This is a genomic window from Vibrio sp. QJM3NY_21, assembly GCF_057785975.1.
Window position 1 is genome coordinate 2,081,258 of the sequence record NZ_CM173513.1, and the last position, 14,852, is coordinate 2,096,109.

A 14,852-nucleotide genomic window follows, 5' to 3' on the forward strand; every position below is an offset into this window, starting at 1 on the left:
ATCGGCACTCTGATTTGGCATCACATCAATGGTGTTGGTTGTGATTATTCCGTCAGCCAGATTTGGCTCGGTGATATCTAACGTACCGTCTTGCATGATCTGAACATCATCACCGATGGTCACATTAAGCTGGGATACCAGTGAATCGTCGCCGTCCGTATCAACCGCATAAACAGGCAGATCGAAGCTCAGATCGTTGTTATCTAAACCATCCACATGATCTAACGCTTCAAGTAAAGTAAAGGTGTATTCACCAAGTGTGGTTACCGAGAAACTAATGGTGAACACTGGGATTTCAGTATTCGAACCATCGGTAATAAAACCGATATAAGTTCCCGGATTAGCAGAGTCTTCTTTTATCTCGACCGCAAATCCATTCGATTTCAGTGCTCCACCCACATTGAACTCAGTAGGTTCAATACGGAAGCTGGTCACATCATCACTTTGATTCGTAAAGGTAATCGTCTCAGTCTGACTGACTACACTGCCGCTTGGAGCAGAACCGTCTGCTAAATTAGATTCCGAAAGCGTAACACTTGGCACTGCATCAATCGTTGGAATATCACCATCGGTAATGGTGAGAGTAACAATTGAAGTCAGTACGTCATTGTCTGAATCGCTTGAGGTCACCACAATCGACTTCACGATGTCTTCGCTAGCCGTGTGGTCTAAATTACGATTGGGTTCAAAGCGTACTTCACCTTCAAGAGTGATGAACAACTCACCTTCTGTGAAGCTAAATTGCTGCTCACCATTGTCGTTTTGGTCGAGTGTTATTGCCGTCCCACCGTCGTAAGTAAACTGAGTGATCGTCGCGCCGTCAGCGCTTTGCTCAGGCATCACATCGATGGTATTAGTTGAAACAGTGCCATCAGCAAGGTTTGGCTCAGTGATATCAAACGTACCATCTTGCATGATTTGAACATCATCACCGATGGTTACGTTAAGCTGAGACACCAGTGAATCATCACCATCGCTGTCAACCGCATAAACCGGCAGATCAAAGCTCAGATCGTTATTTGCAAGGCCATCCGCATGGTCTAATGCTTCAAGTAAAGTGAAGGTGTATTGACCTAAATTGGTATCCGAAAAACTAATCGTGAACACGTTGGTTTCAACGTTCGAACCATCCGTAACATAACCGATGTAGCCGCCCGGTGTGGTTGGGTCGGCTTTCAATTCGACTGCCAGACCGTTTGATGTCAAAGCACCACCGACGTTGAACTCAGTCGGTTCAATACGGAAACTTGTTACATCATCACTTTGATTGGTAAAGGTAATGGTTTGAGTTGAACTAACCGTGCTGCCACTTGGCGCAGAGCCGTCACTCAGATTCGTTTCTGACAAGTTCACAGTTGGAACATTATCAATGGTCGGGATATCACCATCGGTAATGGTCAACGTGACCGTTGAGGTCAGCACATCGTTATCGGAGTCACTAGACGTCACCACGATCGATTTCACGATGTCTTCGCTGAGTGTGTGGTCTAGATTACGATTAGGTTCGAAACGAACGTCACCTTGAAGAGTGATGAACAGTTCACCTTCCGTGAAGCTAAACTGCTGCTCACCATTGTCATTTTGGTCAAGCGTTCGAAGTTGGCCATCATAAGTGAATTGCGTCACAGTTGCGCCATCGGCACTTTGATTTGGCATCACATCAATGGTGGTGGTTGTCACAGTGCCATCGGCAAGATTTGGCTCGATGATGTCTAACTTACTATCTTGCATGATTTGAACATCATCGCCGATAGTGACATTTAACGGAGACATCAGTGAATCATCGCCGTCACTGTCTACCGCATAAACAGGTAGATCAAAGCTGAGGTCGTTGTTACCTCGAGCAGCTTGGTGGTCCAACGCTTCAAGTAAAGTGAAGGTGTATTCACCTAGGGTGGTGCTAGAGAAACTCAGCGTAAATACCGTGGTTTCTACATTCGTCGCACTGGTCGTAAAGCCAATGTAGTCACCCGACCCAATCGGATCTTCACGCAGCTCAACGGCTAAGCCGTTCGATTTAAGTGCATCGTTGGTGTTGAATTCCGTTGGTTCAATGCGGAAGCGAACCACATCATCACTTTGATTGGTGAAAGTGATGGTTTGAGTTGAGCTTACCGAGCTACCACTTGGAGCAGAGCCATCGCTTAGATTAGTTTCAGAAAGAGTAACGCTTGGAATAACGTCAATCGTAGGATTATCACCATCAATGATCGTCAACGTTACGGTTGAAGTCACCGGATCGTTATCAAAATCACTTGAAGTTACTACTATCGACGTCACGATGTCTTCATTAACTGAGTGGTCTAGATCGCGGTTCGGCTCAAAGCGCACTTCACCTTCAAGGGTGATAAACAGTTCGCCTTCCGTGAAGCTGAATTGCTGTTCGCCAGTGTCATTTTGATCAAGTATTCGTAGCTGACCGTCATAGGTAAACTGAGTGATCGTCGCACCATCGGCACTTTGGTTTGGCATCACATCAATGGTATTGGTCGTGATTGTGCCGTCTGCAAGGTTTGGCTCGATGATATCTAACGTACCGTCTTGCATGATTTGGACATCATCACCAATGGTCACGTTAAGTTGAGACACCAGTGAATCATCACCATCGCTGTCTACCGCATAAACGGGTAGATCAAAGATCAAGTCATTGTTATCTAAACCATCCACATGATCTAACGCTTCAAGCAGAGTAAAGGTGTATTCACCCAATACACTCGTAGAGAAGCTAATGCTAAATACTGGAACTTCAGTGTTAGAACCGTTGGTAATAAAGCCTATGTAAGTGCCCGGATTAGCAGAGTCTTCTTTTATCTCGACCGCAGCTCCGTTCGATTTTAGTGCTCCACTCACATTGAACTCGGTTGGCTCAATACGGAAACTCGCCACATCATCACTTTGATTAGTGAAAGTAATCGTCTCAGTTTGGCTTACTGCACTGCCGCTAGGCGCAGAGCCGTCACTTAAGTTAGTTTCCGAAAGCGTAACGCTTGGCACTGCATCAATGGTTGGGATATCACCATCGGTAATGGTCAGCGTCACTGTGGAGGTCAGTACGTCATTGTCTGAATCGCTTGAGGTCACCACTATCGATTTGACGATGTCTTCGCTAAGCGTGTGGTCTAGATTACGGTTTGGCTCAAAGCGCACTTCACCTTGAAGAGTGATGAACAACTCACCTTCTGTGAAGCTAAATTGCTGCTCACCATTGTCAGTTTGATCCAGAGTGCGAACTTGCCCGTCATAAGTAAACTGAGTGATCGTCGCGCCATCGGCACTTTGCTCTGGCATCACATCAATGGTATTGGTGCTCACCGTGCCATCTGCAAGGTTGGGCTCAGTGATATCTAAGGCACCGCCCTGCACAATTTGAACATCATCACCAATGGTTACATTTAATTGAGACACGAGTGAATCATCACCATCGCTATCGACAGCGTAAACAGGAAGATCAAAGCTCAAGTTATTATTCAACAAGCCATCAGCATGGTCTAACGCTTCAAGCAAGGTGAATGTGTATTGGCCCAAGTTAGTATCTGAGAAGCTAATCATAAACACGTTGGTTTCAACGTTCGAGCCATCAGTCACAAAACCGATGTAACCGCCCGGTGTGGTTGGGTCAGCTTTCAGTTCAACGGCCAATCCACTTGATGTCAAAGCACCACCAACATTGAACTCAGTCGGTTCAATACGGAAACTGGTCACATCATCACTTTGAGTGGTGTAAGTAATAGTTTGAGTGGAGCTCACTGCGCTACCACTTGGCGCAGAGCCATCATTCAGATTAGTTTCAGAAAGAGTAACGCTTGGCACCGAATCAATGGTTGGGATATCACCATCGGTAATGGTCAGCTTTACTGTTGCAGTCAGCACATCGTTATCAGAATCACTTGACGTCACCACGATCGATTTCACGATGTCTTCGCTCAGCGTATGGTCTAGATTACGATTCGGCTCGAAGCGCACTTCACCTTGAAGCGTGATGAACAGTTCGCCTTCCGTGAAGCTAAACTGCTGCTCACCATTGTCATTTTGGTCAAGCGTTCGAAGTTGGCCATCATAAGTGAACTGATTGATCGTCGCGCCATCGGCACTTTGAGCTGGCATCACATCGAAAATGCTAGTTGTTACCGTGCCATCAGCAAGATTTGGTTCAACGATATCTAACGTACCGTCTTGCATGATTTGAACATCATCGCCGATGGTGACGTTTAACGGAGACATCAATGAATCATCACCATCACTGTCTACCGCATAAACAGGTAAATCAAAGCTAAGCTCGTTGTTGCCACGGGCATCTTGGTGGTCTAACGCTTCGATGAGCGTAAACGTGTATTCGCCTAATGCCCCAGAATTAAAGCTTAATGTGAATACTTTAGTTTCTATGTTTGTGGCACTGGTCGTAAAACCAATATAGTCACCCGACCCTACCGGCTCTTCACGTAACTCAACGGCTAGATCGTTCGATTTAAGATCATCGTTAGTATTGAACTCTGTTGGCTCAATACGGAAACGAACCACATCATCACTTTGATTGGTAAAAGTAATGGTCTGGGTTGAACTGACTGCACCGGCGCTTGGCGCAGAACCATCAACCAAGTTTGTTTCTGAGAGCGTAACGCTTGGCACCGCATCGATGGTTGGAATATCACCATCAGTAATGGTTAACGTAACGGTTGAAGTCAGAGAATCGTTATCGAAATCGCTTGAGGTAACGACAATCGACTTCACGATGTCTTCGCTAACGGAATGGTCTAGATCGCGATTAGGTTCAAAGCGCACTTCACCTTCAAGGGTGATAAACAATTCACCTTCCGTGAAGCTAAACTGCTGTTCGCCTGAAATACTTTGATCGAGTGTGTTTACGACGCCGTCATAAGTAAACTGAGTGATCGTCGCGCCATCGGCACTCTGATTTGGCATCACATCAATGGTATTGGTTGTGATTGTTCCATCAGCCAGATTTGGCTCAACAATATCTAACGTCCCGTCTTGCATAATTTGGACATCATCACCAATCGTGACGTTAAGCTGAGACACCAGTGAATCATCACCATCGCTATCAACAGCGTAAACAGGCAGATCGAAGCTCAGATAGTTGTTATCTAAACCATCCGCATGGTCTATAGCTTCAATTAAAGTAAAGGTGTATTCACCAAGTGTGGTGGTTGAGAAGGCAATGGTGAATACCGGAACTTCAGTATTCGAACCATCGGTAATAAAACCGATATAAGTTCCCGGATTAGCAGAGTCTTCTTTTATCTCGACCTCAAAACCATTCGATTTTAGTGCACCGCCCACATTGAACTCGGTTGGTTCAATACGGAAACTCGCCACATCATCACTGCCTGCGGTAAAGGTAATCGTTTCAGTCGCGCTCACTGTACTTCCGCTTGGCGCAGAACCGTCAGCAAGATTTGTTTCAGATAGAGTAACCGGCGGGATCAGGTCAATGATCGGATCTTGACCATCGGTAATACTTAGCTCAAGCGTCGAAGTATCAGTATCGCCATCACCATCTTCAGCTAAAAATGAAAACTGTTTGACGATAGTTTCGCTGCTTGAATGGTCGATATCACGAGCGACTTCAAAACTGAAATCACCATTCAGTGAGATAGTGACCACACCCTCCGTAAAACTGAAGGTTTGATCAGCATCAGGCAATAAACTTTGATCTAATAGGTAATCAACACCGTCGTAGTTGAACGATTGAATTGTCGAACTATCGGCGCCTTCGAAGTTGAATAGGTTGTACGAAACAACGGTATCGCCCGCTAAGGTCGGCTCGGTGACTGATTCAACCTTATAAATTAACTCAACAACATCATCTGTGACATTGACGAGGATCTCAGCAGCTTCTGGTATGTTCGAACCTCCAGACAGTGCAGAGCGGTCACCATCCGCATCCACCGCATAAATTGGCAGAGCAAAAGTTAATAACGCATCTTCAGCACCTTGATGTGAAAGGTCTTCATACAGATTAAATTCGTAGCTCCCCAATGAAGGGCTATCCACTTTAACGTCAAAGACCGTAATTCTAGAACCATTGACCTCAACATAACCTTCGTAAGTTCTTACACCATTGGTCTCACTAATCAACTCAAGCAGCACAGCCTCGCCATTTGAAACCAAGCTGCCACCAGTATTAAATTCTGCCGGTTCGAGTTCATAATGGTCAATGATGTCACTTTCAAAAATATCCGCGGTAATACTGCCGCTACCAGACACTGGCGCTGTGCCCTCTTGTGAGCCGCCAACAATGCCTGCTTCATCAACATCAATACTGTCAACATTAATGATAACAGGGCTATCACCATCAGTAATAGCAATGTTGATAGTATTGGTTACAACATCTTGGTCAAAATCAGTAATAGTGATCGGCAAAGCGAACGTCAGTGAATCGGTACCTACTTGTTCTATCGGATTAGATTGCTCGAATTTATAGGTACCATCAGTATCAAGCGAGATAGTGAGAACAACCTCACCTCGGCCTTGGATGGACAGAGTAATCGTTGTTCCATCGTCAGACAGTCTCGCAAGCGTGTTTTGATTGTCACTGAGCAACCCATCAAACTGGTCGAGTGCGCTTGCATCAAATACGGCTGATTGAAGGATATCACTACCAATATTTGAGAACGTCCCTTCGATTGTCGAGCTGCTAGTTTCAACGTTAGTGATATTGACACTTTCAACAGACGGATCTATCCCGTCAAACACTGAAACCTGTGCGTTGACGGGTGTTGCTAGCGGATTTCCAGCAGTATCTACGCCTTGAATATCAAAGGTAATATCTATTTGATCGCCAGTGTAGGAAACCTGACCACCGCCAACAGACGGTACGTGATCAATCGGCTGAGAAATCGTTATGGTTAGAGAAAGCTCAATGTTATTGCCAACACTGACGGCATCAATGTCGATGCGTAATACTTCGTCAGTACCTTGAACACCAACGATAGAATTTGATGCCAAATCATAAGTAAACGTGACAGGTTGACCGCTTGAGGTAATGTCGCTATTTAGCTCACTAAGCAGTGAAGCAAGGGATGAAGCTTCTGGAACAAAAGAATTAGATGCGAGCGCTAAGCTGCCAGCAATTATCGTCTCTGTAGATGTAATAGATTGGGGATAGGTATTATCAGAAATGGAACCTTCAGTGAGCACTTCACTGATTGATTGACCACCAGAAGAACGGGTTATCGATCGGAACTCTTCTCGAGGTTCTTCTATAACTTCGTCGTCTAGCCCGGAGGTTTCAAAGAAAGTTGTCGGTTGAGTTTGCGTATAGTTGTAATCGATGGTTACGAAGCCCGCATTTGCAGAACCCAGACCGCCACCAGCAGCCGTTGCCTCTAAGATTTGAGTTGGATCGGCACCACCTAAAATTGCGTCTTGGATAGCAGCAAGATCATCGTCGCTAAAGGTTCCGGCGTCCGTTTGCTCTGAATCGAAATTAACCTCACCGGCAATTGGCGCTTCTGCCCACGCAGAATTTTCGTCAACACAGCCTACACAATTCTCTCCAACCGGAATCGAATCATTCTGAACGCCTAATACAACTTCAGATCCATTCGAGGTAATAACGATCTCATTCTCACGGATGATATCACCAACTGAAATCTTTCTTGCGCTACCGTCAGGCTTAACTACGACGACATCTCCACTCACAGCTTCAACTACTGCAGCCTGGCGCGAAACCTCAATATCCATACATCCCCCGTTGTCACAAAGCACTCTTCTCAAGCGCTGTGAAAATTATCTGTAATAGCAATTTCAGGCTTTAATTCAACTCATACTTAACTCTTATCCGTGGTAATCCACTTTTATGTCTAAACCACCGAAAAAAGAGTGTATTTCGCCTGTTTTATTATATTTTACTTACCCTTAAGCCTAGTCTTCCCCATAAAAAATGCCATGTCTGTGCGAAGAGACATCTTTTCGCAAATCCAAGTATTCTTTCAAGGCTTGAAAACACTAGTTAAAAGTTAGTAGGATGCTGATTAATATGCAAATGAGCTCACAATATAAATACACCTCTTCATTTTATAAATATATACAGCAATAAAGTTGATAAATCATTAGCGAATACAGGGCATTAATTGAGGTGAGCTCTGCATCCTTAGTAAAGCAGAGGCAAGTCCCATCTTTGAGACACCTATAATAATCAATGTGATGGTTTTTTACTCACAAACCATGAGATAGGCCGTAGAATACGAACCTTTTAGCATGTTAGTTCACAGTCAAGAAAAGACTACTTACTGAGATGCAAGAGTAGAATTTTTTGCTGCTCGACAAAACACAAAAGCCCACCAAGTTAAACCTGGTGGGCTTTAAATAAATAGGTGATACGTTCGGTTAGCTAACTAATACTGTTAACCACCGTTGTCATTTTGTTAGGTTATTCGCTGTCCAAACATAAAGTAGCTCAAGCGCAATCGTCGCACCAGCCAATGCTGTAATCTCGCTTTGGTCATACGCTGGAGAAACTTCTACAACGTCCATACCAACCATGTTGATGCCTTGTAGGCCACGGATGATTTTCAGCACTTTATCTGAATTCAAACCGCCGCATACTGGTGTGCCCGTACCCGGAGCAAAAGCAGGATCGAGACAGTCGATATCAAACGTTAGGTAAACAGGCTTATCACCAACAATACCTTTCACTTGAGCAATGATCTCGCCCACGCTCATGTCATTCGCTTGCATCGCATTAATGACATTAAAGCCGTGACCTTCCTGTTTATACTCGGTACGAATGCCGATCTGCACCGAGTGTTCTGGCGAGATTAAACCTTCATTAGGCGCATGGTAGAACATGGTACCGTGATCGTAACGACTGCCCTGACTGTATGTGTCAGTGTGCGCGTCGAAGTGAATCAGCGCCATCTCACCGTACTTCTTGCCGTATGCTCTTAGCAAAGGCAATGTAATGAAGTGATCGCCACCTAAACCTAACAATGTTTTACCGCTGTTTAGAATCGCATCAGCGGCTGCTTCTAAACGCTGAGTTAAGTCTTCAGCATCACCGCAATCAAACACAAGATCGCCCGCATCAATCACCGAGGTATGTTCGAATACATTGAAGTCCCAAGGAAACTTTTTGCCTTCCCACGCCAAGTTTACCGACGCACGACGAATCGCATCCGGTCCCATACGCGCGCCCGGACGACCCGAGGTCGCCATATCTAACGGTGCGCCCAACACAACAATATCAGCATCGTTATCGATTGGATTCTGTACCAATGGGCGACGCATAAACGTCATCGCATTAGAGTACAGCGAGTAATCTGGTTTGGTAAATAGATCGTTCATTAAAAATCCTCAAGATAGGTGTAACCCATCAAGCCTTGCTCTAACTCTTCAAGTACACTTTGTTGCTCTTGCGCAGGTACTTTCGTCGTGACCAAATCTTTGTAGTTCTGGCGAATCAGATCTGTATCAATGTGAACATAACGCATCATGTCTTCAACCGTATCGCCTTCGTTGATGTAGTCGATATTCGCTTGACCACTTTCATCAACATTCACCACTACGCTGTGGGTATCACCAAATAGATTGTGCATATCGCCCAAGATTTCTTGGTATGCGCCAACTAAGAAAAAGCCCATCAGGTATGGTTCATCTGGGTTCCACGCTGGCACTGGCAATGTTGTTTCAATGCCTTGGCCATCAACATACTGGTCAATCGTACCGTCGGAGTCACAAGTGATGTCCAACACCACAGCACGACGCTCATCCGCATTGTCTAAACCACTCAATGGCAATACAGGGAAAACCTGATCAATACCCCAAGCGTCTGGCAATGACTGGAACAAAGAGAAGTTCACGAAGAACTTATCTGCTAGACGCTCGCTCAACTCGTCCAAAATAGGACGGTGGTAGCGGTTCTTAGTACTCATACGAGAGCTAAGTTCGTAGTTAATACGCAAAGACATCTGCTCTGCCCAAGCACGGTGCTGCAGATTCAGCATACCTGTCGCAAATTGGTTGTGCGCCTCTGCGATATCGCTCTGCGTGTCGTTGTAGATCTCAATCAACGCTCGGTCATCATTGCCCGCATCTAGCTCTAAGAAGTTCTTCCACATGTTGTTTAGCAACATTGGTGCGTCAGCTTCAGGTGCCGCCATATCTTCCGGAGAATAGCTTTCTGTGCCAATCACGTTGGTCACAAGCACGGCATGATGCGCAGTCAACGAACGACCAGATTCAGAAATAATCACAGGTTGTGGCTGATTGTAGAGTTTACAAATATCCCCTACTGTCATCACGATGTTACGAGCGTACTCAAGCAAGCCGTAGTTCATTGAGTTTGACGACTGGCTGCGTGTGCCATCGTAATCCACCGCCAAGCCGCCACCGACATCGAGGTACTTCAATTGAGCACCGATATCGCGCAGTTCACAGTAGAAACGCGCCGCTTCGCTCACGCCATTTCGTACATCACGAATATTGGCCATTTGTGAGCCAAGATGGAAATGCACTAACTCTAGAACATCGAGTTGGTCTTCTGCTTTTAAACGTTCAATAACGGTAAGTACTTGTGATGCAGACAAACCGAACTTCGACTTCTCACCACCACTTGCTTGCCATTTACCAGCGCCTTGAGAAGCAAGACGAATACGCAAACCTAAACGAGGTTTCACGCCAAGCGCTTTCGCTTCAGAAAGAACAAGATCAAGCTCTGACAGCTTCTCTAGAACGATAAATACTTTATGACCCAGCTTTTCGCCAATCAACGCAAGACGGATGTATTCTCTGTCTTTGTAACCGTTACACACGATCACCGAGCTCGCTTTTTGAGCCAGCGCCAATACCGCTAATAGTTCAGGCTTGCTACCCGCTTCTAGGCCCAATTGCTTCTGCTCTAATTGAGCTTGGCTCGCTAAGATCTCATCAACCACTTCTTTCTGCTGGTTCACCTTAATCGGGTAAACAAGCAGGTAACGGTTGTCGTACTGATATTCGTCGATCGCTTGGTTAAATGCGTTACAGATATTGTGCACACGTTGATGCACTATTTGAGGAAAACGCACAAGAGCAGGCAAACCAATATTTCGCTGCTCTAACTGTTTTACGATCTGACTAAGCGGAACTTGATGATCGGTTTCGCTCGGTGAAACATACACCTCGCCGTTATCATCAATTCCATAAAAACCTTGGCTCCAGTGCTTTACATTATACTCAGCACGGATGCGTTCCAAATTAACCGAATTTTCCAATTCTAGAGACCTCACACTATAGGGCCATCGACAGAAGATACCTCATTGGAATAGCGAGGTATAACCCAACAAAAAACGTTCAAAAACGATTTGTTGGCTGCATTAACCGATATTATTAAGAGTGAGTCCAACCATTGATATTTGTGGTTACGATTACGCTTTTTTATCGACGATCCGACTTAAAGTGACAGGTAAGGAATTACAAGGTTTTAGGCCAAAAAACAGGCTGAAGCGCATGAGATTTAAAGCACTTTCTAACAAAAAAGCAGGTGAATAAAATACCAAAGACACATAAAATCCTTGGCTATTCTGGTCAAGTTAAGTCAGGGTTGTGCCAAATATAACCACTTCTCTACCACAACTCTCGCTATCACCGACATAGCTTGTATCCTGTTATTCCATGCCTATTGATGAGTGCTAAATCATGTCTGAAATGTACACCACCTACGCTAAGCAATACGACTCGGCTGCCCGCGATAATATTTACAATGCCTTACTTGAGCGTCCATCAACGATAGCTTTGCTCGATGATGTAAAAGGCATGGATATTGTCGACCTAGGTTGTGGCTCTGGCATTTACGCGCAATGGTTTATTGACCAAGGCGTAAATAAAGTGACGTGTACCGATCTCTCTCAGGATATGGTCGACTTAGTGAACGGAAAACAAATCAAAAATGTTTCCGCTTATGCTCAAGATGCTGCCCTTGGTCTGCCGAATGAAAAAGACAACAGTGCCGATGTCATCGTGTGTCCGCTAGTCTTACACTACATTGAAGATCTAAAACCCGTCTTTGATGATATTCATCGGGTCCTTAAGCCAGGTGGTTACATTGTCTTTTCAACACACCACCCTTTTGCTGACTTTGAATGTACGATTTCTGGCAATTACTACGAACGTGAATTCATTCAAGAAGAGTGGAACACGGTAGGTACACCCGTTCAAGTGAGCTTCTACCGCCGTTCTTTAACCGAACTTTGCCAAGCGGTTACTCAATCAGGCTTGCTGATTTCAAAAATCACGGAAGGCACTATCGATGAGAAAGCTAAAGAAATTTCTGAAGCGACATACGAGCGACTGTCAAAAAACGTTAACTTTATCTTTATCCGTTGCGAGAAAGCCCCTGCGTAGTCATTAAACGCTTAACTTAGTGCCTTTGATTCCCTCAAAGGCGCTTCTTATCTTCTTACGATAGCTATTATCACCCAGCGTCTAAGTCACTTTTCCTCAATTTCCCTTCGAACAAACAACGTGCAACTGAACAAAAAATAAACTTTTCTCGCACATATCTTGTATTCGGTTCAATCTTCTTGTAATTTTAACCGACCAACCAATCGGTCAGCTTTCGAATTTAGGGGATACTATGAGCCATAATCTAGACCTTGAACCAACCACGTCGAACATCAACGACATGGATCAAATATTCAACCGACAAAAAGATCACTACCGCAGTAATGTTAATCCGGCGCTTGAGCAGAGAAGAAAAGACCTCTCAAAATTAAAAGCGTTGCTCATGCGCTACCAAGGGCAATTGATTGATGCGGTGTCTGAAGATTATGGCCATCGAGCAAAACACGACAGCTTGATTGCTGATATCACCCCTTCTCTTCACCAGATCAATTACAGCCTGAAGAACCTTAAGAAATGGTTGAAGCCATCTCGTAGAAAAGCTGGCTTAATGCTGACACCCGCGAAGATCACCGTTCATTATCAGCCAGTGGGTGTTGTCGGTATCATTGTTCCTTGGAACTTCCCGGTGATGCTCTCTTTAGGGCCCCTCATTACTGCGTTGGCGGCAGGTAATACTGCAATGCTAAAGATGTCTGAGTTCACTCCAGCGACAAACCGAGTTTTAAAAGCGATGTTGGCTGAAGGGTTTAACGAAGATCAGGTTGCGATTATCGAAGGTGAAGCTGACGTTTCCGCGAAATTTAGCCAACTCCCGTTTGATCATATTCTATTCACAGGGTCGACCTCTGTGGGTAAGCACGTAATGAGAGCAGCAGCCAACAACTTAACGCCAGTCACTTTGGAATTGGGTGGCAAGTCTCCAACGATTATTGCTCCGGACTTTGATGTTGCAGACGCCGTTGAACGCATCCTGTTTGCAAAAAGCTTAAACGCTGGCCAGATTTGCGTGGCACCCGATTATATCTTATTGCCACGAGAAAAAGCCGACGCGTTCATCACGGCTTATAAGCAGTACTTCAAAAAGCTCTATAAAGCCGGTATTGAAAGCAAAGACTTAACCTCAGTGATCGATATGCGCCAATACAATCGTTTGAAGGGTGTGATTGCAGATGCTCAGTCTAAAGGTGCGGTTATTCACACTGTCACCGAGCAAGCACAAGACGATGTGAACCACAGAATGACGCCACACCTCCTAACCGAAGTGAACGACGACATGATCGCAATGCAAGAAGAGTTGTTTGGCCCTATTCTGCCTATCGTGCCTTATGATTCTATTGAAGAAGCGATCAGCTACATCACAGCAAGAGAACGTCCACTTGCTCTGTATCTGATGAGTCATGATAAACAGACCCAAGACCAGTTCTTATCGAATACGCATTCTGGCGGTGTTTGTATTAACGACTCGCTAGTGCATGTGGCAGCGGAAGACGCACCGTTTGGTGGTATTGGCCCTTCAGGCATGGGACACTACCACGGCATTGAAGGCTTCAAGACCTTTAGCCATGCCAAAACCGTTCTAAGTAGAGGAAAAATTAACTTCACCAAGTTAATGCACCCTCCTTACAACAACCCAATTAAAAAGATTCTGTTCAAAGTACTAAATAGATGATTACGAAAAGGCAAAAAATCCTAGATGCTGCGCTCCTGCTCTTCTCTCAGCAAGGGCTAGAGGGCACATCTACAGGACAAATAGCGAAAACAGCAGGCGTCGCAAAAGCGACACTGTTTCATCACTTTGAGAACAAATCTCTACTGATTGATGAACTGTTTCGTGAACTGAAAATAGAGCTATTTTCTACCCTTGACCAGCACACAGAAATCGCTGAACAAGATCGCTATCAAGCCTTTAAGTTCATGTGGATCACAGGGCTTGAATGGGCGTTAGAAAATCCAGTTGCGATGAAGTTTTTCACCAATGTTCATTTCGACCCGACGACTCAAACTCGAGAAGTCATCGTCTCACAGATGTTCGCATCGCTAGATGAAATCGTTCTGAAAGGACAAGAAGCCGGTGAGCTGATGGTGTTAGACATCAACCTTGTTAGACACTTCATCCATAGCCATTTTTTGATTTGTGCAAACTGGTTGATTGAGCAGAATGAGTTACCACCAGAGCAGTCAGCCAAGTACATCAGCGATAGCTTTGACATGTGCTGGCGTGCCGTCGGTGGTCAGAAGCTGTAATTCCCTAGTTCCTCGAAAAGTCTGGTTTCCAAAGAACGTTCTAGAGCGCCTCACTGGCGCTTTAATTATTTGGATACATTTTAGTCACTTCATCATATTGACTTTCAACACCTTCTTTCAGTAACATCCCACCATCATTTCAAAAGAGAATAACGCCATAATGAAGTACTAACATCCTGACATCCGATTTATTTTTATAAAAATCATTTGGACACTCGGGGTTAGTGGGCGTTACTTCGTCATCTATTTCTTGAAAAATCAAGCTA

Annotated in this window: 6 protein-coding genes (1 of these 6 cut by a window edge); 3 read left to right on the top strand and 3 right to left on the bottom strand. The window is 44.8% G+C overall.

Translation table 11 applies throughout. The features are described 5' to 3' along the window. The 3 genes from AC3CID_RS09240 to speA all read right to left on the bottom strand — a co-directional run. On the bottom strand, positions 1-7,704 hold the start of the coding sequence (locus tag AC3CID_RS09240) for a retention module-containing protein (RefSeq protein WP_488526438.1). It extends 20,058 nt beyond the left edge of the window; the window shows 7,704 of its 27,762 coding nt (coding positions 1-7,704); it begins with the start codon at positions 7,702-7,704; its stop codon lies beyond the left edge, outside the window. Between the two features lie 675 nt (positions 7,705-8,379). Then, positions 8,380-9,306, bottom strand: a complete 927-nt coding sequence (gene speB / locus AC3CID_RS09245) for an agmatinase (protein WP_488526439.1) — start codon at positions 9,304-9,306, stop codon at positions 8,380-8,382. Beyond that, on the bottom strand, positions 9,306-11,195 hold the full coding sequence (speA, locus tag AC3CID_RS09250) for an arginine decarboxylase (protein WP_488527288.1): 1,890 nt from the start codon (positions 11,193-11,195) through the stop codon (positions 9,306-9,308). The genes speB and speA overlap by 1 nt, the downstream gene beginning before the upstream one ends. Positions 11,196-11,637: 442 nt before the next feature. Here speA and AC3CID_RS09255 point away from each other — a divergent pair, with 442 nt between their 5' ends. The 3 genes from AC3CID_RS09255 (at position 11,638) to AC3CID_RS09265 (ending at position 14,586) form a co-directional block, all read left to right on the top strand. After that, complete coding sequence (locus tag AC3CID_RS09255; RefSeq protein WP_488526440.1) at positions 11,638-12,342, top strand: class I SAM-dependent methyltransferase; 705 nt, start codon at positions 11,638-11,640, stop codon at positions 12,340-12,342. Positions 12,343-12,574: 232 nt separating this feature from the next. Continuing rightward, complete coding sequence (locus AC3CID_RS09260; protein ID WP_488526441.1) at positions 12,575-14,011, top strand: coniferyl aldehyde dehydrogenase; 1,437 nt, start codon at positions 12,575-12,577, stop codon at positions 14,009-14,011. Continuing rightward, positions 14,008-14,586, top strand: a complete 579-nt coding sequence (locus tag AC3CID_RS09265) for a TetR/AcrR family transcriptional regulator (RefSeq protein WP_488526442.1) — start codon at positions 14,008-14,010, stop codon at positions 14,584-14,586. The genes AC3CID_RS09260 and AC3CID_RS09265 overlap by 4 nt, the downstream gene beginning before the upstream one ends. Positions 14,587-14,852: the final 266 nt, after the last annotated feature.